The organism is Pseudoalteromonas neustonica (assembly GCF_001653135.1).
Taxonomy (GTDB): Bacteria; Pseudomonadota; Gammaproteobacteria; order Enterobacterales; family Alteromonadaceae; genus Pseudoalteromonas; species Pseudoalteromonas neustonica.
Window position 1 is genome coordinate 1 of record NZ_BDDS01000002.1, and the last position, 18,656, is coordinate 18,656.

19 protein-coding genes and 6 tRNA genes are annotated in these 18,656 nt (G+C 38.9%); 19 read left to right on the forward strand and 6 right to left on the reverse strand.

Annotation, left to right across the window (positions count from 1 at the left end; genetic code table 11):
* Positions 1–646 precede the first annotated feature (646 nt).
* Both A7967_RS03280 and A7967_RS03285 read left to right on the forward strand, forming a co-directional pair.
* Positions 647–1,276: an ankyrin repeat domain-containing protein gene (locus A7967_RS03280; RefSeq protein ID WP_054204792.1), complete on the forward strand. Its 630-nt coding sequence runs from the start codon at positions 647–649 to the stop codon at positions 1,274–1,276.
* 39 nt (positions 1,277–1,315) lie between these two features.
* Positions 1,316–1,945, forward strand: a complete 630-nt coding sequence (locus A7967_RS03285) for a Fic/DOC family protein (protein WP_231659008.1) — start codon at positions 1,316–1,318, stop codon at positions 1,943–1,945.
* Here A7967_RS03285 and A7967_RS22960 read toward each other — a convergent pair.
* The 3 genes from A7967_RS22960 to A7967_RS03295 all read right to left on the reverse strand — a co-directional run bounded on the left by A7967_RS22960 (position 1,938) and on the right by A7967_RS03295 (position 3,187).
* Positions 1,938–2,093, reverse strand: coding sequence for a hypothetical protein (locus A7967_RS22960; RefSeq protein ID WP_157601482.1), 156 nt, complete (start codon positions 2,091–2,093; stop codon positions 1,938–1,940). The two genes, A7967_RS03285 and A7967_RS22960, sit on opposite strands and share 8 nt — an antisense overlap.
* Before the next feature lie 296 nt (positions 2,094–2,389).
* A tRNA-Pro gene (locus tag A7967_RS03290) sits at positions 2,390–2,466 on the reverse strand.
* A gap of 100 nt (positions 2,467–2,566) precedes the next feature.
* The gene (locus A7967_RS03295; RefSeq protein WP_054204791.1) at positions 2,567–3,187 is read right to left on the reverse strand and encodes an arylesterase; all 621 of its coding nucleotides are present in this window, start codon (positions 3,185–3,187) and stop codon (positions 2,567–2,569) included.
* On the opposite strand from A7967_RS03295, the gene A7967_RS03300 reads away from it, so the two are divergent.
* From A7967_RS03300 to A7967_RS03380, 17 genes are all read left to right on the forward strand, one after another.
* Complete coding sequence (locus A7967_RS03300) at positions 3,188–3,901, forward strand: ABC transporter ATP-binding protein (protein ID WP_054204790.1); 714 nt, start codon at positions 3,188–3,190, stop codon at positions 3,899–3,901.
* On the forward strand, positions 3,891–6,392 hold the full coding sequence (locus A7967_RS03305; protein WP_054204789.1) for an ABC transporter permease: 2,502 nt from the start codon (positions 3,891–3,893) through the stop codon (positions 6,390–6,392). The genes A7967_RS03300 and A7967_RS03305 overlap by 11 nt, the downstream gene beginning before the upstream one ends.
* Positions 6,393–6,525: 133 nt before the next feature.
* Positions 6,526–7,050 carry a crossover junction endodeoxyribonuclease RuvC gene (ruvC, locus tag A7967_RS03310; RefSeq protein WP_054204806.1) on the forward strand — a complete coding sequence of 175 codons (525 nt, stop codon included), beginning with the start codon at positions 6,526–6,528 and terminating at the stop codon, positions 7,048–7,050.
* 2 nt (positions 7,051–7,052) lie between these two features.
* A complete protein-coding gene (gene ruvA / locus A7967_RS03315; protein ID WP_054204788.1) occupies positions 7,053–7,670 on the forward strand; it encodes a Holliday junction branch migration protein RuvA in 618 nt (205 codons plus the stop codon).
* Positions 7,671–7,677: 7 nt separating this feature from the next.
* Positions 7,678–8,685 carry a Holliday junction branch migration DNA helicase RuvB gene (gene ruvB / locus A7967_RS03320; RefSeq protein ID WP_054204787.1) on the forward strand — a complete coding sequence of 336 codons (1,008 nt, stop codon included), beginning with the start codon at positions 7,678–7,680 and terminating at the stop codon, positions 8,683–8,685.
* 1,259 nt (positions 8,686–9,944) lie between these two features.
* Positions 9,945–10,649, forward strand: a complete 705-nt coding sequence (tolQ, locus tag A7967_RS03325) for a protein TolQ (RefSeq protein ID WP_054204786.1) — start codon at positions 9,945–9,947, stop codon at positions 10,647–10,649.
* Positions 10,636–11,070, forward strand: coding sequence for a protein TolR (gene tolR, locus A7967_RS03330; protein ID WP_054204785.1), 435 nt, complete (start codon positions 10,636–10,638; stop codon positions 11,068–11,070). The genes tolQ and tolR overlap by 14 nt, the downstream gene beginning before the upstream one ends.
* Position 11,071: 1 nt before the next feature.
* Positions 11,072–11,998: a cell envelope integrity protein TolA gene (tolA, locus tag A7967_RS03335; protein WP_054204784.1), complete on the forward strand. Its 927-nt coding sequence runs from the start codon at positions 11,072–11,074 to the stop codon at positions 11,996–11,998.
* Between the two features lie 9 nt (positions 11,999–12,007).
* Entirely contained in the window at positions 12,008–13,366 is a 1,359-nt protein-coding gene (gene tolB, locus A7967_RS03340; RefSeq protein ID WP_054204783.1) for a Tol-Pal system beta propeller repeat protein TolB, read from the forward strand.
* Positions 13,367–13,401: 35 nt separating this feature from the next.
* On the forward strand, positions 13,402–13,944 hold the full coding sequence (pal, locus tag A7967_RS03345) for a peptidoglycan-associated lipoprotein Pal (RefSeq protein WP_054204782.1): 543 nt from the start codon (positions 13,402–13,404) through the stop codon (positions 13,942–13,944).
* Positions 13,945–13,957: 13 nt separating this feature from the next.
* On the forward strand, positions 13,958–14,710 hold the full coding sequence (gene ybgF / locus A7967_RS03350; protein WP_054204781.1) for a tol-pal system protein YbgF: 753 nt from the start codon (positions 13,958–13,960) through the stop codon (positions 14,708–14,710).
* Positions 14,711–14,878: 168 nt separating this feature from the next.
* Positions 14,879–14,954, forward strand: a tRNA-Lys gene (locus tag A7967_RS03355).
* Between the two features lie 82 nt (positions 14,955–15,036).
* A tRNA-Lys gene (locus tag A7967_RS03360) sits at positions 15,037–15,112 on the forward strand.
* A 91-nt stretch (positions 15,113–15,203) separates the two neighbouring features.
* A tRNA-Lys gene (locus A7967_RS03365) sits at positions 15,204–15,279 on the forward strand.
* Between the two features lie 91 nt (positions 15,280–15,370).
* Positions 15,371–15,446, forward strand: a tRNA-Lys gene (locus tag A7967_RS03370).
* A gap of 210 nt (positions 15,447–15,656) precedes the next feature.
* Positions 15,657–16,697, forward strand: a complete 1,041-nt coding sequence (nadA, locus tag A7967_RS03375) for a quinolinate synthase NadA (RefSeq protein ID WP_054204780.1) — start codon at positions 15,657–15,659, stop codon at positions 16,695–16,697.
* Positions 16,698–16,845: 148 nt separating this feature from the next.
* Positions 16,846–16,935: transfer RNA gene (locus A7967_RS03380), tRNA-Ser, on the forward strand.
* A gap of 200 nt (positions 16,936–17,135) precedes the next feature.
* On the opposite strand, the gene A7967_RS03385 is transcribed toward A7967_RS03380, so the two are convergent.
* From A7967_RS03385 to A7967_RS03395, 3 genes are all read right to left on the reverse strand, one after another.
* Positions 17,136–17,408, reverse strand: coding sequence for a GGDEF domain-containing protein (locus tag A7967_RS03385; protein ID WP_054204779.1), 273 nt, complete (start codon positions 17,406–17,408; stop codon positions 17,136–17,138).
* 139 nt (positions 17,409–17,547) lie between these two features.
* Positions 17,548–17,943: a DUF2750 domain-containing protein gene (locus A7967_RS03390; RefSeq protein WP_054204778.1), complete on the reverse strand. Its 396-nt coding sequence runs from the start codon at positions 17,941–17,943 to the stop codon at positions 17,548–17,550.
* Between the two features lie 79 nt (positions 17,944–18,022).
* Positions 18,023–18,601 carry a TetR/AcrR family transcriptional regulator gene (locus tag A7967_RS03395; RefSeq protein WP_054204777.1) on the reverse strand — a complete coding sequence of 193 codons (579 nt, stop codon included), beginning with the start codon at positions 18,599–18,601 and terminating at the stop codon, positions 18,023–18,025.
* Positions 18,602–18,656 lie beyond the last annotated feature (55 nt).

Sequence of the window (18,656 nt, forward strand, 5' to 3'; positions counted from 1 at the left end):
TTACCTTTACTAGAAAGAGTCAATATCTCCCCAGAAAATTGGTTAAAACTGACCACGCAATTTACACGCGTATTTCATGGCGCAGTAGGTAGGACGACCTCACAAGAGAGTTACTGTGAACACTTGAACAGAAAACGGCGTAGCAACGTCAGCAACAGCGAAAAGCTACTGGGATAAAGTTAAAAGTCTTCAATAAAGAATTAAAACTGCAATCATGCAGTAATTTTCATGCGCGTAATTTAGGCTTAAGAGTACTATTAACTCATTTAATGGATGGAATGAAAGCAACCTAGAAATAAAAGATAAATTATTAGCTTAAAAAGTAAATTTAAAGGAGCAGCAGTGTTTGTTAAATTAAAGTTTATTGTTGCTCTTTAAGGTCTTCAACTTTTAATTCTGCGGGAGTCCATCAAAATAGCATAATGGGTTTTTTTGCAAATAATGGAAGTTCATCTAGGATAATGGCCTACTATTTTGAGAGAGACATTGTTTCATGGGGGCAAGATCAAACAGGTTTATTTCCAAGAGCTTTAGGAAATCGAATAATGATAAATCCTGCATTCAGTATGCAAGGTGATAACCAACGAGAAATGTTACGCGCACATGGAATTAATGAAATTATTAAAGCATTGGAGAAGTATTAATTATGAAGACGTTAAAACTAAACTACATTTTTCCATTTTTTATATTTTTATCATTGCCTAGTTGTTTTGCAGATCAAGATTTTTCAAAAGTTACAGTAGCTCAGAGCCAAAATAGTATAGAGCTTGAAAATGTGAAATTGGTAGATGCTATTAAATCTAGTAATAAAGATTTGTTTTTAGAAGCTTTATCAAATGGAGCTAATCCAAGCTATAAAATTAGCCCTGATAGCAATGTGCTTAGTCTTGCAGCTGTAAATTTAGATTCTTTTTTTCTTCAAGCTTTGCTTGAAAATGGTGGTGACCCAAATATATATAGAGCTTCTGCAAGGCGAAGTTTAATATTTGAAGTACTTGGACCAGATCGTAGAGAGCATCTAAAGATATTATTAAAATTTAAGCCTTGTATTGCTGTTAGGGATGGAGTTGACAATACACCTTTAATTTATGCCGCAATTCTAAGTAACTACAAATCAATGAATCTGTTGATGAATAATGGCGCAAATACTGTTAATGAAAATAAGTACGGGTATAGTGTTTTGGATGTATTGGAAGACAATGAAACAAGGGAGTGTCAACCTAGCTCATGTCAAGAATTACAAAATATTAAGTCAGTAATTAGTAAAAACAAGTAAAAAATAATGAGTAAAATGGTACGGGCATAGTTTTGGCCCGTGCATCATTTTTTAAATGGGAACAAAATACCGAATTCAGGTTTGTCTATTTGTCAACTAGGATCTGAAAAACTAGTTTTAGCGAACAAGTTAGCGATTGTTGATGCAGCAGAGATGGATGATGTTGAGGCTATTCTTTTAGTTAAACTATATGAAAAAATATTTACAACGCCAGAGCCAGAAGATGACGTTTTTTCTTTTCAAAATGTTGCTAATTGGCACAGACAATGGCTAGGTAATGTATACGAGTGGGCAGGTAAAATAAGAAGTGTTGATATGGGCAAAGGTGGATTTCAGTTTATGTCACCTCTGCAAATTGAAAGGCATATTAGCGTATTTGAAGATGAGTATTTATCACGATTTAATAACTTACCAGAAATGACCGATGAAGAGCTTGTATCATTTTTAGCTCAGAGCCATGTTGAGTTTATTTTAATTCATCCATTTCGTGAGGGAAACGGCAGGATAAGTCGTCTGTTAATGGACTTTCTGTGTAGTAAAACTGGCAAAGGAACGCTTGATTATAGCTTGTGGGATGAGCATAAAGATTTTTACATTAAGTCAATTCAAGCGGGTGTAAGCAGAGATTACCAACACATTGAAAGGCTCGTGAGAGATATAATTAAATAGCGAGTGATAGAGACTCATATTTAAGTTTATTTGCTTTTAACCTTTTTTCTATTGTTTTTACTGTTGCGCCAGTTTCAATAGCTGTAGAACTAGCAACAGACCTTAAAATCATATTTTTTGTGATTTTTTTCTTATCTTTACTCATCATAATCACCTCATATCAATCATCTACTTTTAATTCTACATCTAGAGCCTTGTGTTATCAATTAACGTTTACTGATGGCTTGAACTAGAATTTTCTTATTTTCATTCGGATACACCTCAGTTGAAATGTTTTACCTAGTTTAAAATAGCCCAGCAACTTAAATTCATAGTAAAATAAACAATAGAGAAGATTCAATGCTTTAAAAAGTTGACGTGATATATATAAAAAATTACTTTTTACTGATTCGCTTGAAGATTATGTAGGTATTAAATTTAGAGGTACATTTGAAAGGAATTAATTGGTCGGTATGGAGAGATTCGAACTCTCGACCCCTGCCACCCCATGACAGTGCGCTACCAAGCTGCGCCACATACCGACTTTCCATGCAATATACCCATATTTTATAAAAAATCAATAACCTTTTGTTTGTTTGAACATTTATTGAACTTAGTTAATAGCTGTATAGTGGCAAAAGGTTACTTTTCTAGCCACATTTTGATCGATTTATACATAATGTCACGTAATATAGGTTGTGCAGTTTTGTTAGGGTGTATATTGTCGTTTTGCATCAGCGTTGGATCGCCTGCAACATTGAGTACAAAAAAGTCCATTAAGTGGCTGTCAGTTGCGGTGGCGACTTTTTCAAAACTACCTGTAAACTGACTGGTATAACGTGGGCCGTAATTAGGTGGAATGTGTATTTCCATAATAGCTATATTGGCGTCAGCTTGTTTGCTTAAGTTTACCAATTGGGTGAGGTTTTGCTCAAGCCTTTTTATTGGAAAACCACGTAAGCCGTCGTTACCGCCAAGTTCAATAAGTACGTGACTTGGCTGAAATTCATTTAACAATGAGTCTAAACGTCTTAGTGCACCGCCAGTGGTTTCACCACTGATACTGGCATTGATAAGTTGGATGTTTAGTTGCTCTTTGTCGTACTTATCTTGTAACAATTTAACCCAGCCTTGCTCTTGTTTTAGACCATAAGCGGCGCTTAAACTGTCACCTAAAATTAAAATTGTGTTGTCAGCTGCAGCTGTAAGTGGTTTGATTACAATTAGAAAAACAAATATTAAACGTAGGATTGAATGCATCATATGTCAGCGCTATCTCAAGTAAATATTATTCAAGTTAATGGACTGTCTAAAACGGTAAATACCCTTGAAGGTGAGTTACCCATCCTCAGCGACATCAGCTTTAATGTCAAGTCTGGTGACTCAGTTGCTGTAGTTGGCACGTCAGGTTCAGGTAAATCGACCTTACTTAGTTTATTAGCTGGACTTGATCAATCAACACAGGGTGAAATAATTCTTGATGGTGATGCTTTGCATACACTTGATGAGGAGGCAAGAGCAGCACTGCGAGCACAAAAAGTTGGGTTTGTATTTCAGTCTTTTATGCTTGTACAAAGTTTAACTGCCCTTGAAAATGTAATGCTTCCTGCGGAGTTAGCGGGCAGCGCTAATGCAAAACAACAAGCGTTAGATTTACTTGAAAAAGTAGGGTTAAGCCATCGCATAGAACATTACCCATCACAACTATCAGGCGGAGAGCAGCAGCGTGTAGCCATTGCCCGTGCGTTTATTGGTACGCCTAAAATATTATTTGCCGATGAGCCTTCAGCAAACCTAGACAGTAAAAATGGTAAATTGATTGAGTCTTTACTTTTTGAGCTTAATGAACAACATGGCACAACACTAATACTGGTGACTCACGATGAGGCACTTGCTGCGAAATGCCAGTATGTTTTGCAAATTGAGGCGGGTAAACTGGTAAAAGATACCAGCGAGGTTCTTGCTGATGTGGGCTAAATTAGCATTAAAACTATTTTTTCGTGAATTTCGCCGTGGTGAACTCACGGTTATTTGTGCTGCCATTGCATTAGCCGTTTTGACTGTACTTACTTTATCTATGGTTACAGACAGAATAGGCCAAAGTATTGCGCAAAAAAGCAGTGCATTTATCGCAGCGGATAGAGTACTTGCCAGCAGTCACGCTTTACCACAATCGTATTTAGAAAAAGCACATTCGCAGAATTTAAAAACAGCCCAGTTAACTTATTTTGATACCATGTTGTTTGCTAATGATGAAATGCAATTAAGCTCTGTTAAAGCTGTGTCGCCTGAATACCCGCTCAAAGGTGAGTTAAAAATTAAGGCTCGTTTAGATGCACAGGTTGAAATTGTAAATCAAGGGCCAAGTGCGGGCAATGTGTGGTTTAGTGAATCTGTTTTTTACGCGTTAAATGTAAAAGTGGGCGACACGGTTGAACTCGGCGCAGCGCAATTTACAATTGAAAAAGTATTAGTGGAAGAACCTGATGCACCTTTTAATATTTTTTCAAGCAGTCGCCGTGTTTTGTTAAATAGCGCCGACATTGAGAAAACGCAAGTTGTGCAGCCTGGAAGCCGAGTGTTCTATCGTCAATTATACGCTGGTGAAGAGTCTGATATTAATGCCTTTTATGCTTGGCTTAAGCCACAAATAAAAGAAAATCAGCAATGGTATGGTGTAAAAGACCGTCAATCTCCTATCGCTAATAGCTTAAATCGTGCTGAAAGCTTTTTATTGTTAGCAGGTTTATTAGGCATTATTTTAGCCGCTGTGGCTATTGCAGTTTCTGCTAAGCGTTATTGTGAGCGACAATACGATCCTGTCGCGATGATGAAGACCCTTGGCGGTAGCCGCGACATGATCCGCAAAATTTACTTATTGCATTTATCAATGGTGTGCGCTTTATCTGTGCTTATTGGCTTGCTCATAGGCTTTGGTTTACAAGATATTGCAGCGAACTATTTAGCTAAATCTATGAACAATACATTACCTGCTGCGGGTATTAAACCTTGGATAACGGCAATTAGTACAGGCGTGATTTGTGCTGTGATGTTCTCAATTAAGCCGTTGTTAGACTTATTTGATATACCGCCGCTGCGAGTGTTGCGTCGTAATTTAGGGGATAGATTACTTGTTAGTAAAGTACATTTAGCCATGTCTGCAATGACTGTATTTTTATTAATGTGGTTATTTAGTAATAACTTAAAAATTACTGCAATTTTGTTTGTTTCAACATTGGTGCTTATTGGTTTGTTGTTTTTGGTCTCACGGGTCATCTTTGGGGGCGGTCGTAAATTAGGTTTACGACCAGGCAATAGTTGGTCGTTGGCGATTGCATCAATTCAAAAGCGCGCAAATGCAAATTCAGTGCAACTTATTAGCTTTGCATTAGCGATTAAATTACTTTTATTTTTGGTGGTACTTAAAAACGACATGATTGCTGATTGGCAGTCACAATTACCGAATGACGCACCTAATGCATTTTTAGTTAATATTACGGAGTCTGAATTACCCGTAATAACTGACTATTTAGCGCAAAAGAAAATTCAAGTATCAGAGTTTTACCCAACTATTCGCGGGCGTGTTAATGCGGTAAATGGTGAACTTGTAGCGCGTGAAGTATCATTGCAAGATAATGAGAAAAAAGATGAAGAAGCGCGCTCTGGTATCGGGCGAGAGCTTAATTTAACCTGGTTAACACAATCACCAGCGCAAAATGAGATCATCGATGGCGAGTGGTTTTCTGAAAGTGCGACGGGTGAAGCGTCAATTGAAGAATCAATGCTGGCTCGTTTAGACGTAAAACTCGGTGATACATTAACGTTTTTAATTGGCGCACAATCGTTTGATGCAAAAATAACGAGTGTTCGTAAAGTAAATTGGGCCACCTTAAAGCCAAACTTTTTTATCATTTTGAGTCCGGATGTATTGGCTGATTTTCCTGCGACATATATTTCTTCAGTTCGTATAGAGACGGATCAAAAACGTGACTTTAGTGAATTGTTACGTACTTACCCAACGGTTAATGCTATTGATGTTGATAGTTTTGTTAAACAAATTCAATCGACTATTTCGCAAGTATCATTGGCAATTGGCTTTGTACTTGCCATTGTGGTGCTTTGTGGGGCGCTAGTTTTAATTTCGCAAGTGCAAGCAAGCTTAGGGGAGCGAATGCAAGAAATAGTGATTTTACGCACCCTAGGTGCAAAAGGCCGATTAATAAAAAATGCGACATTATACGAGTTTCTATTACTCGGCAGTGCGGCTGGCTTTGTTGCGGCTCTAGTGAGTGATGTCGCATTATTTATTGTGCAACGAGAAATGTTTGATTTAGCCGGTAAATTACACCCGCATATTTGGATCATCGGTCCTTTAGTAGGGGGCACATTTGTGGCTGTTTTAGGCTACTTTATGATTGCTCGAACAATGCGTAAAAATACCCAAGGTTTACTGCGCTCGCTCGGTTAATATTGCGACTCATTTTATAGTATTAACACAAAAACCCGCAATTGCGGGTTTTTGCATTGACAATGTACTGGTAATTTATACAGTGCTCTGGCATTATTACTTTATTAGTAAGTTATATTTATTGGGCAAGAGCTTGGCTATTATTTTAGGGATTGATCCAGGTTCGCGGTTGACGGGCTATGGGGTCATTGCTCATCAAGGTGCAAAATTTACCTATTTAGGCAGTGGATGTATAAAACTGGCGGATCACGAATTTCCTATTCGCTTAAAAATGATCTTTCAAGGTATTAGCCAATTAATAGCGCAATTTTCGCCAGAACAGTTTGCGATTGAAAAAGTATTTATGGCGCATAACCCTGATTCAGCACTTAAACTAGGACAGGCCCGAGGAGCTGCTATTGTCGGAGCTGCTGTGGCTGAATTACCCGTATTTGAATATTCAGCAAGGCAAATTAAACAAGCTGTTGTTGGCCATGGTGGTGCAGATAAATCACAAGTACAACAGATGGTAAAAAATATTTTAAAGCTGCCAGGTACGCCGCAAGCCGATGCAGCGGATGCACTGGCAATTGCTATTTGTCATGCACATTCTAATCAAAACTTAATAAAGCTAGCGGGCAGTGCCAGTAAAACCGTTAGAGGAAGGCTAAGGAAATAATAATGATAGGTCGATTAAACGGTATATTGGTAGAGAAGCAACCACCTGAGATCTTACTTGAAGTCTCTGGAGTAGGTTACGAGGTAAACATGCCAATGACGTGTTTTTATGATTTACCCAATATTGGTGAAACGGCAATTGTTTACACTCATTTTGTGGTGAGAGAAGATGCACAGCTATTATTTGGTTTTAATAACAAAACTGAACGCGCTTTATTTCGTGAATTACTTAAAGCAAATGGGGTTGGACCAAAATTAGGCTTAGCTATTTTATCAGGAATGTCGGCTAAGCAATTTGTAACCTGTGTGAACAATGAAGATGCAACTAGCTTAGTGAAATTACCGGGTGTTGGCAAAAAAACCGCAGAACGCCTTGTGCTTGAAATGAAAGACCGCTTAAAAGATTGGGGTAATGACTTATTCACGCCATTTAGTGATAATGCAGTAATACAGCCCGCATCAGATGCTTTAATTGCGAATAATGCGGCTGATGATGCAATTTCTGCACTCGTTTCATTGGGCTATAAGTTGGCGCAAGCACAAAAAACGGTTAAAGCGATTAGCAAGCCAGATATGTCTACAGAGGTTCTGATCAAAGAGTCTCTTAAATCAATGTTGTGAGTAAACCATGATTGAAGCGGATCGCTTAATAGATGCCACCGAACAAAGTAATGAAGATGTTGTTGATCGTGCAATTAGACCAAAACTTTTAGCCGACTACACAGGTCAGCCACATGTTAAGCAGCAAATGGAAATTTTTATTGAAGCTGCACGAAGCCGAGGTGAAGCCCTTGATCATTTATTAATATTTGGCCCGCCGGGGTTAGGTAAAACAACATTAGCCAATATTGTTGCCAACGAGCTAGGTGTAAGTATTAAAACAACCTCAGGGCCTGTACTTGAAAAAGCTGGCGATTTAGCGGCATTGCTTACAAACCTTGAAGAGGGTGATGTTCTGTTTATTGATGAAATTCATCGCCTCAGTCCACAAGTTGAAGAGATCCTCTATCCAGCGATGGAAGATTACCAGTTAGATTTAATGATAGGTGAAGGCCCAGCTGCTCGCTCAATAAAGCTTGATTTACCTGCATTTACTTTGATAGGCGCTACAACTCGTGCGGGATCGTTAACATCACCGCTGAGAGATCGTTTTGGTATAGTACAGCGTTTAGAGTTTTATTCAGTGGCTGACTTGTCGACGATTGTGGGGCGCTCTGCGCATTATTTAAATTTAGAAATGTGCGATGATGGTGCAATCGAAATAGCTAAACGTTCACGGGGTACTCCACGAATAGCTAATCGTCTGTTGCGACGAGTGCGTGATTACACGCAAGTTAAATCAGACGGTACAGTTAATGCCGAGGTTGCAGAGCTCGCGCTTAATATGATTGACGTAGATAAAAGCGGCTTCGATTATATGGATCGTAAATATTTACTCGCGATTATTGAGAAGTTTATGGGCGGGCCAGTTGGTCTGGATAATTTAGCCGCAGCCATTGGTGAAGAAAGAGAAACCATTGAAGATGTAATAGAGCCTTACTTAATTCAACAAGGTTTTATACAACGAACCCCAAGAGGGCGCATTGTGTCAGATAATGCATATCACCATTTTGGCTTACAGCCTAAAAAAGAGTAATATTGGTCAACTTTTGTAGCTTTAGCATGCCTGAAGATACACCATATTCCAACCGTAATCCCATCTTATATAAAGTAATAAATACTGTGCTCTGATTTGAAGCAGGCATAGTATTTGTTTAATTCCTAATAATAAGTTCACTTACAGTTAAGTTTGCCAGCTATATTGTATACCCTCTGAGAAGTGCGAATATTTGCTGTGGAATACTTTAATATCCATATAATTCAAACAAGTAATTATATTCAGTGCATTAAAATTTAGTTACTAGGGCGTGTTTACCTTTATGGATTGAAATTTGTTCAACCTAGGGGCGATTTAATCGCGGCGCGAGGTTTGAAACCTAGCGGGCTAAGTAAAAACCGAGCAACAAAGAGTCAATCGCCCCTAGGAAGAACCCTTTGGGCAGCGCATGTTTGGCATTTATACTGCGTTATCGCCTATTTATGGGGAACAACCACACTGCATAGGCGCTGCCTTGCCTAAATACCAAACAGACTGCTGCAAAATCAATCACGAAAGGTTAACACGCCCTAGAATGATTAGGTATTAAGAGTAATTTTATTGCGGGCAAAAAAAAGCCCGCAAAAAATGCGGGCAAACAACAAGTTGAAGGAAGTAATCCAGGGAGTAGTTTAAATTCATCAAGTTTTATCAAAATGACTTTAAACTGAGCAACACGAAAAATCAGAATCATGTTGCAAAGAACTGGGTGTAATGAAATATTCATTGCAGCGCTAGCTCGGTATGGGAGAATAATAGCGGCTTTATTATTTTTGTTCAAACTAGAAAAATTTAATTTTCAGATTAATAAAACTAATGTTTGATTTTTGTTTTTGCATGAAAAGTGGTCGATAATAGTGTTTTTTATTTTTTAAGTGTATGAATTAAATGTTTTTTAATTTTAATTTGAATTAACTTTACATTAGTTTAACTATCCTGCTTCATGTTTTTAAATTGGTTTTGGGTGGTTATTCTTTTATAGTGAATAAAACGTGTGTTTTATGATGTTTTTTATAATAAATACGCAGCAATATATATCATTATGTACTTACTTTTAATTTAATAGAATATTTGATTCATTTGAGGTAAGAACAATCAGTTTGTCTTTTAACGTTTTTTGTTGCTAATTCACAGCAATAGCGTTGTCAGTACCGAATTGAATGGATACACTAGTTGCAACTTTTGGCCATGTTTTTGGTCATACACTGGCGTATAATAAAATGTTTATTTATACAAGAAACCTTAAGTAGGAGTTTAAAGTGGGATCAGGACTTAATTTTTTAGATTTAATTCTAGAAGCAAGTTTTCTTGTGCAATTGGTTATGTTGGCATTAGTGGCTATGTCAGTTATGTCGTGGGCTGTTATTTTCCAGCGCAAAAAAGCTATTTCAGATGCGCTATCAAATGCTAAGCGCTTTGAACAAAAATTTTGGTCAGGTATAGATTTAAGTAAGCTCTATAATGAAATCACATCACGCAGTGGTAACTCTACAGGCGTAGAGGCATTATTTATTGCTGGTTTTAAAGAGTTTGCACGCCATAAAAAAACCACATTCGAAAGTGCAAGCATTGTTATGGAAGGCACACATCGTTCTATGCGCGTTGCTTTATCACGAGAAATAGAAAAACTTGAATCAAGCTTATCATTTTTAGCAACTGTCGGTTCTATCAGCCCGTATATCGGCTTATTTGGAACTGTATGGGGAATAATGAATGCCTTTATTGCATTGGGTGAAGTTAAACAAGCTACGTTACAGATGGTTGCTCCTGGTATTGCAGAAGCATTGATTGCAACTGCTATGGGTTTATTTGCAGCAATCCCTGCCGTTATCGCTTATAACCGTTTTGCAAATAAAGTTGAAAAGCTTGAATCTAATTACATTAATTTTATGGAAGAGTTTGCGAATATTTTACACCGTCAAGCAGCTACACAAATAGAGGCAAAAGCGAATGTACCAACGTAAAAAGCGTCGTCCTGTTGCAGAGATAAACGTGGTCCCATACATTGATGTTATGTTAGTGTTGTTGATCATCTTTATGGCAACAGCACCTTTGATTACACACGGCGTTAAAGTTGATCTTCCTAAAATGGAAGAATCAGATTTAGTTGATACGAAAGATACGCCGCCAATCATTGCCTCGATAGATGCCCAAGGTAAATATTACGTGAGTATTGGCACTGATCCAGAAGAGCCGATGGAGGCACTTGATGTGGCTGCGGTCATCAAATTACAGCTGATGAAAAACCCTGACACGCCAGTGATGATTAAAGGATCAGGCAAAGTGTCATATCAAGAAGTATTACTATTAATGGATTTTTTAAAGAACGCAGGCGTTCCATCGGTTGGTTTAATGACAGAATCATTTGAAGGGACTAAAGGCTAATATGGGTGCTTCAGTAATTAAATCAGTATTATTGCACTTTGCAATAATAGGCGTACTCATAGGCACTGCAAACTTTCATGCGCCAAGTCCCAAAGTAATGGAAGTAACGTTAAACACGTCTATGCCAGAAGCCGAAAACGCTGTTGCAGCTGTGACGGTTGATCAAAAAATGGTTGAACAAAAAATTGCTGAACTAAGGCGTAAAGAAGAGCAGCAAAAGCGAGCCGAAGATAAACGTATCCAAGATCTTGAGCGCAGAGCAACCGATGCACGCAAGCAACGTGAATCTGAAGATCGTCGTATAAAAAAATTAGAGCAAGAGCGAAGAGCAAAAGAGAAAGAAACGGCACAGGCGCAAGCTCAAGCAAAAAAAGCGCGTGAGATAGAGCAAAAAGAACGTGCTAAAGCGCAGCAGGCTGAAAAGCAAAAAGAAGCATCGGAATTAGCTGCACAAGCGGCGGCTGAAAAACGTAAAGCTGAAGAAGATGCATTAAAGAAAGCTGAAGACGATCGTAAACGTGAAGAGTTAGCAGCTAAAAAACGTGCTGAAGCTGCCGAAGAGGCCCGCCAAAAAGCGTTACAAGAGCAAATGTTGCAAGAGCAGCTGGCAACAGAACAAGCTGCTCGTAATAAAGTACGTCAACAGCAGGTTGGCACCGAAGTTGATAAGTTTAAAGCGTTAATAATGGCACGTATCCAGCAAAATTTATTAATTGATGAAAAAATGAAAAACCAGCAATGCCGTGTGAATATTCGTTTAGGTTTTAATGGTCTTGTGACTCAAGTCCGCTCTTTAGGCGGGGATAAACTGGTTTGCGAAGCTGCTCTTAGAGCTATTCGTATGGCAGATACGCTTCCTGTATCTAAAGATAAAGATGTTTTTGAGCAATTAAAAAATATTAACTTAACAATTAAGCCACAATTTTAAAGGAATGGTATGTTCACTAAGTTCAAAGCAGTTTGTTTAATTTTAGTTCTGGGCTTTACGAGTGTTGCAAATGGGGCACTTGAAATAGTCATTACAGAAGGAATCGATGGCGCTCGTCCAATTGCTATTGTGCCGTTTAAGTATCAAGGTGTTGGTCCAATCCCACAAAAACTCAGCGAAGTGATTGCCGCAGATTTAATGCGCAGTGGTAAGTTTAAACCGATTAGTACAGAAAATATGCCGCAGTTTCCGAGTAAAGAATCTGATATTGATTACAGTGCGTGGGTTAATAAAGGTGTTGAAGCAGTACTCGTTGGTGAAGTTGCACAACAAACTGATGGTCGTTATTTAGTGAGTTACGAGTTAGTTGATGTGATCCGCGGTCAGATTACTGGCGGTGAAACGCAAATGATGAGTAATGGTAAATTGATTAAAAATCAAGATCATGTTCAAGAAGCGCGCGAAAGTATAATTACTGAAACTGGGTTTAGACGTTACGCTCATCGTATTAGTGATGTTGTTTATGAGAAACTAACGGGCGAACGTGGCGCTTTTTTAACAAAAATAGCGTATGTAATTGTTCGTGATGAAGATCCGAAACCTTATCAGTTAGTAGTGGCTGATTATGATGGTTTTAATGAACAAGTATTATTGCGTTCTAAAGAACCATTAATGTCACCAGCGTGGTCACCAGATGGAACAAAGCTTGCCTATGTAACGTTTGAAAACCGCCAAAGCCAAATATATATGCAAGATTTATACACGGGAAAACGTGAGTTAATTACTAGCCATAAAGGGATTAATGGTGCACCGCAGTTTTCACCTGATGGGAAAAAATTACTTTTAGTACTGTCTAAAGATCGTAACGGTGCAACTGAAGTCTATATGCTGGATTTTGCAACAGGCAAAGAAACACGCCTTACTCGTCATCGCAGTATAGATACTGAACCATCGTGGCATCCTAACGGCCAAGATATTGTGTTTACCTCGGAAAGGGGTGGTAATGCTCAGATTTATAAGTTAAATTTACAAACAGGTAGGTCACAACGAATGACCTTCGATGGTGATATGAACCTAGCGGGCTCAATCACCCCAGATGGCAAAGAATTAGTAATGGTGAACCGTACTAATGGGCAATACCATCTAGCTAAAAAAGAGCTGGCTACTGGCGCGTTTCAAGTTTTAACGCGAACACGCCTTGATGAATCACCGAGCATCGCACCAAATGGCTCTATGATCATCTACAGCACGCTGCATAATAATAAGCAGGTACTTGCGCTCGTATCAATGGACGGTCGCTTTAAAGCACGTTTACCTGTGCTAAACGGACAAGTAAAGGCACCCGCGTGGTCGCCTTATTTACAGTAATATTTGCTGGTTTACTCAAAATAGGAATCTACTCAATGCAACTTAATAAAATACTCAAAGGCCTGCTTATTGCTGTGCCAGTCATGACGCTAGCAGCTTGTAGCTCATCTTCAGATATCGATGAAGGTGCAGCAAATCAATCAAATCAAGCGACAGTTGAACAAAATAACAATAATGATACTGTGGAAGTCACTACACTGACTCCTGAGCAACAAGCGCAAGAGCAACTTCGTGAGAAATACGAAGCACTTCGTCAAGAGCAAGTAATTTACTTTGATTTTGATAAAGCGACGATTGAAGGTCAATACGGCGAGCTATTACGTGCCCATGCTGAGTTTTTAGTAAAAAATCCATCAGTTAAAGTATTAATTGAAGGTCATGCTGATGAACGTGGCACGCCAGAGTACAATATTGCACTAGGTGAAAACCGTGGACAAGCCGTAGAAAAGTACTTACAAAGCTTAGGTGTTTCAGCTAGCCAAATGTCAGTAGTGAGCTATGGTGAAGAAAAACCAATGGTTAAATCACGCACTGAATCAGCTTTCGCTAAAAACCGCCGTGCGGTACTAGTTTACTAAGATTAGAGACATTATGAAGCCGAAAATTATTTTGGCAGCCATGATCTTGAGCGGGAGCACCCAGTTATGGGCTGCTCCCGCTCCTGTTTCAGAAGCTGCAAGTTCACAATCGAGCATAGAAAAACGCCTTGCTGCACTAGAGAACATGATGCAGTCACGAAACTTGCTACAAGTTGAGTTACAGCAACAGCTCAATGTACTTCAAGATGAAGTAAGTCAAGTACGTGGGATAACTGAAGAGCAAAGTTATAAACTTGAAAAAGTCTTGCAGCGCCAGCGTGAGCTTTATCAAGAAATAGAGAACCGAGTTAGTCAGGCATACGCACAGCCTAACCAAAGCACTGCTGAAACTTATACCGAACAGGTGCCATCGCAAGCCATTAGCGCAGATTTGTCTGAGAATGAAGCGTATGAGCGTGCAGTGGCGTTAATAATGAAGGATAAGCGTTATGATCAAGCGATCCCTGAGTTTCAAACTTTTTTAAGTACTTACCCAAGTTCAGTCTATGCGTCGAATGCACATTACTGGTTAGGGCAATTACTGACGATAAAAAATGATCCTGTTAAAGCGTCTGAACATTTTAAAGTGGTCGTGAATGAATTTCCAAACTCAAATAAGCGCCCAGATGCAATGTTAAAACTGGGTACTTTGTTAAAAGAGCAAGGATTAGCTGAACAAGCGTTAAAAACCTTTAACGATTTAATCAATCAGTACCCCAGTACAACTGCTGCAAAATTAGCCACTGAACGGCTTGCAAAAATGTAGAATCGCTATGATTAGACTGCTTTTTGTCATAAGCGGTCTAAAATTGGACAGCTAGGCATTAAAACTTAAAAAAAGAGACAATTTCGGTTGCACTCATTTTTTAAATAAGTATTATAAGCGCCCGCAGCAAACGAATGGTTCAACCACTCAAGTTGCGGCAAAAAGAGCGGGTCATTAGCTCAGTTGGTAGAGCAGTTGACTTTTAATCAATTGGTCGATGGTTCAAATCCATCATGACCCACCATTCATTTATTATTAATTGAATGGTCTTTTATCGGCGGATTTACGTATTGATGTTTGGTTGTATTAAGTTGCAACAATAGAGCGGGTCATTAGCTCAGTTGGTAGAGCAGTTGACTTTTAATCAATTGGTCGATGGTTCAAATCCATCATGACCCACCATCTTTTATTCATTATGAATAACAGCATGGCTCATCGGCGGATTTACGCAGTGTGATTAACAGCATCAAATGTTAAGCAGGCATATCAGAGCGGGTCATTAGCTCAGTTGGTAGAGCAGTTGACTTTTAATCAATTGGTCGATGGTTCAAATCCATCATGACCCACCATCTTTTATTCATTATGAATAACAGCATGGCTCATCGGCGGATTTACGCAGTGTGATTAACAGCATCAAATGTTAAGCAGGCATATCAGAGCGGGTCATTAGCTCAGTTGGTAGAGCAGTTGACTTTTAATCAATTGGTCGATGGTTCAAATCCATCATGACCCACCATCCTGATATTTTTACTGCGATAAGTTTATTCCCACGCCTCGTTTCAAGATTTTTGTATTTCACACATAAAATGCTTTTCAATCAAAAATTATCTATCTCTTAAATATAAATGCTTTAATCAAATCGGTATTACCGAGCACCACTGTTATTTAGTTTTATATTCTCGTATAATTCACTCTATAAATGCACTGTAGATTAAGTGGTCGAGAAATGAGTTTAGCTCAAACTATTATGCCTGAAGGTTATATCTTTCCTCCTAAACCAGCTCCATTGAATAATGAAGAGCAAGCGCAATACAAAGCACGTATCAAACAATTGCTGATTGATAAAAATGCGGTATTGGTTGCCCATTATTATACTGATCCTGAAATTCAAGCCCTTGCTGAAGAAACTGGTGGTTGTGTTGCTGATTCGCTAGAAATGGCGCGTTTTGGCGCCAAGCACGATGCCGACATGATCATTGTAGCGGGCGTGCGCTTTATGGGGGAAACAGCAAAAATACTGACACCTAATAAAACCGTTGTTATGCCAACATTGGCTGCCACATGTTCGCTCGACATTGGTTGCCCAATTGATGAGTTTTCAGCGTTTTGTGATCAGCACCCTGATCGAAAAGTTGTTGTGTATGCAAATACCTCTACTGCTGTTAAAGCACGTGCAGATTGGATTGTTACCTCATCGTGTGCACTTGAGATTGTTGAACACCTTGATGAAATGGGTGAGAAAATTATTTGGGGCCCAGATAAACACCTAGGTGCGTATATTCAAAAGAATACTGGCGCAGATATGATCATGTGGAATGGCGCATGTATTGTTCATGATGAGTTCAAAACCAAAGCACTAAAAGACATGAAAGCGCTTTATCCTGATGCAGGCGTATTAGTTCACCCAGAATCACCGTCCGAAATTGTAGACCTAGCAGATGCTGTTGGCTCAACGAGTCAGCTGATAAAAGCAGCACAAACAATGGATAATAAAAAGTTCATTGTTGCAACAGACCGCGGTATTTTTTATAAAATGCAGCAGTTATGCCCAGATAAAGAATTTGTAGCCGCACCAACAGCAGGTGAGGGCGCAACCTGTAAAAGTTGTGCACATTGCCCATGGATGGCAATGAACGGCCTTAAAGCGATTGAGGAAGCATTACTAGATGCAACAGGTAAAGAAGTATTTGTAGATATGCAGCTACGTGAGGGCGCACTTAAGTCGCTTAATCGTATGCTCGACTTCTCAGCTTCACTACAACGTTAAGCTAAGTTAAACGGAAAAGGCCGCTGATATCACTATTAGCGGCCTTTTTGTTTGTTTACTAGGCAGTTAAAGCACAAATAAGAAAAACACCTTGCACCACTGGACGCTATTTCATACTATTACGCCGCGTTACCAAATGGTAACCTGCGGAGGGATGGCTGAGTGGCTGAAGGCGCACGCCTGGAAAGTGTGTTTAGGTTTATCCCTAACGAGGGTTCGAATCCCTCTTCCTCCGCCATTATTCAATATTAGGACGCCTCATGGCGTCCTTTTTTGTGCCAGTTTAAATGCTTTCGTGGTAAATATGAGTTACAACTTACTGGCTTTAGGGTCAAGCTAGTGAGTTTAAACACTCATTCGGTGCTAAATTTATCCTGTAGGCTTTAAAAGCGTTTAGGATAAATTTCTACCGTAATTATAGGCTGTAGGAATTTAAAACTAATCAATACAGATAACTTGATTACGTCCAGATTCTTTAGCCTTATAAAGAGCGAGATCGGCTTGCTTAACGAGATCCTTATAGTCGCTTTGGTGCTGATATTCAGACACACCTAAAGAGACTGTTACAGTGAGCGTGTGTGTTTTATGAGTAAGCTTAATATCACTTATTGCCAAACGAAGTTTTTCAGCTAAGTGGCTAGCTTGCTGTTTATTCGTTTCAGGTAAGAATATCAAAAACTCTTCTCCTCCCCAACGAGCTACTTTATCCATACTAGAAAGTGTTTTGAGTGTAATTATTGTGTAAAGGCTTTACGAAGAGGTTTATTGAACTGTCATTAATTGAAAAGCAGTAGTATAAATTAATCGTACAAAGCGGCTTGTTGCCGCTTATGTTTATAACGTTAAGAGATTAATAACGTTTTTTAGGTGCTTTTAGCTGTGAGTCAAACTCATCAGGGAATAAGATGGTGCCGTCATCGTCTTCCGTTGGGAATACGGCAATCAACAAATCATCTTCTTCAAGGCCCGGTGTCCAACGAGTACGCCAATCTTGCAGATTAATAGCTTTAGCTGTACAGTTTTCCCATTCGCCTGTTGCCCAAGCTTCAGCATAAATACGTTCCGGCCAAACTGGTACGCAATCATCGTCTTCATTTGCTAACATTACGCAGCCATCGTCGTCGTTTAAAATCCATATTTGCTTGTATTCTTGAACGGTTTCAAACATAAACGCCAGTCGTTTTTTTGCTCCTAGATTCAGGGTCAACTCGAACTTTTCATTTGCAGCGGCGGTTGCATCATTCATATATAAATTCACTTTTGATTGGCTTGGTTATGTATTAAGTATATTGACTAATATGACAACGTGTCGATCAGTCAACATTTTATTTAATGGCATTGAAAATATCATCTGCAAGTAATGCTAATGCATCGGCATCGCGATTAGTTAAAGCATAAGTTCTTAATCCGTATAAACTCATTGCAAAAAAACGTGCAAGTTGTTGAGCGCTTCGCACATTTTGGATCTCATTTTGACTTTTTGCACGAGAAAATTGCTGGGTAAGGGCATTTTCATAAGCATTTAAATTGGCACTAAGTACCTCATTAATTTGTGCATCTTGACCTTCAACTTCGCTAATGCTTTTAGTGAGCAAGCAAACTTTCATGGCATCGCCAGTGATACATTCGCTGACGATAGAGTCTATATAGCATCTTAAATTGGGTAATACCGGTTGGGTAGGGCAAAAAAGCGCGGTAAATTGTTCGTTACGATCGGTTTGGTATTGTTCAATTGCAGCTAAAAAAATGCCTTTTTTATTACCAAACGCAGCATACAATGAGCCCGGATGCAGTAATGTTACCTGGGTTAACTTTTGCATACTGGTTTTGGCATAGCCAAATTGCATAAATGCAAGCATGGCTTGACGCAATACAAATTCGCGGTCAAATTCGGCGACTCTCATGGCACTCTCATTTACTATTAATGAGCATAGTTTACTTAATCTTGAACAAATATTC

Coding starts and splice junctions, on each gene's coding strand:
- ruvB (WP_054204787.1), top strand. CDS start 7,678: ATGATTGAAGCGGATCGCTTAATAGATGCCACCGAACAAAGTAATGAA.
- A7967_RS22960 (WP_157601482.1), bottom strand. CDS start 2,093: ATGATGAGTAAAGATAAGAAAAAAATCACAAAAAATATGATTTTAAGG.
- ybgF (WP_054204781.1), top strand. CDS start 13,958: ATGAAGCCGAAAATTATTTTGGCAGCCATGATCTTGAGCGGGAGCACC.
- A7967_RS03395 (WP_054204777.1), bottom strand. CDS start 18,601: ATGAGAGTCGCCGAATTTGACCGCGAATTTGTATTGCGTCAAGCCATG.
- A7967_RS03305 (WP_054204789.1), top strand. CDS start 3,891: ATGTGGGCTAAATTAGCATTAAAACTATTTTTTCGTGAATTTCGCCGT.
- nadA (WP_054204780.1), top strand. CDS start 15,657: ATGAGTTTAGCTCAAACTATTATGCCTGAAGGTTATATCTTTCCTCCT.
- A7967_RS03280 (WP_054204792.1), top strand. CDS start 647: ATGAAGACGTTAAAACTAAACTACATTTTTCCATTTTTTATATTTTTA.
- A7967_RS03385 (WP_054204779.1), bottom strand. CDS start 17,408: ATGGATAAAGTAGCTCGTTGGGGAGGAGAAGAGTTTTTGATATTCTTA.
- pal (WP_054204782.1), top strand. CDS start 13,402: ATGCAACTTAATAAAATACTCAAAGGCCTGCTTATTGCTGTGCCAGTC.
- A7967_RS03300 (WP_054204790.1), top strand. CDS start 3,188: ATGTCAGCGCTATCTCAAGTAAATATTATTCAAGTTAATGGACTGTCT.
- tolA (WP_054204784.1), top strand. CDS start 11,072: ATGGGTGCTTCAGTAATTAAATCAGTATTATTGCACTTTGCAATAATA.
- A7967_RS03295 (WP_054204791.1), bottom strand. CDS start 3,187: ATGATGCATTCAATCCTACGTTTAATATTTGTTTTTCTAATTGTAATC.
- tolB (WP_054204783.1), top strand. CDS start 12,008: ATGTTCACTAAGTTCAAAGCAGTTTGTTTAATTTTAGTTCTGGGCTTT.
- tolR (WP_054204785.1), top strand. CDS start 10,636: ATGTACCAACGTAAAAAGCGTCGTCCTGTTGCAGAGATAAACGTGGTC.
- ruvA (WP_054204788.1), top strand. CDS start 7,053: ATGATAGGTCGATTAAACGGTATATTGGTAGAGAAGCAACCACCTGAG.
- A7967_RS03390 (WP_054204778.1), bottom strand. CDS start 17,943: ATGAATGATGCAACCGCCGCTGCAAATGAAAAGTTCGAGTTGACCCTG.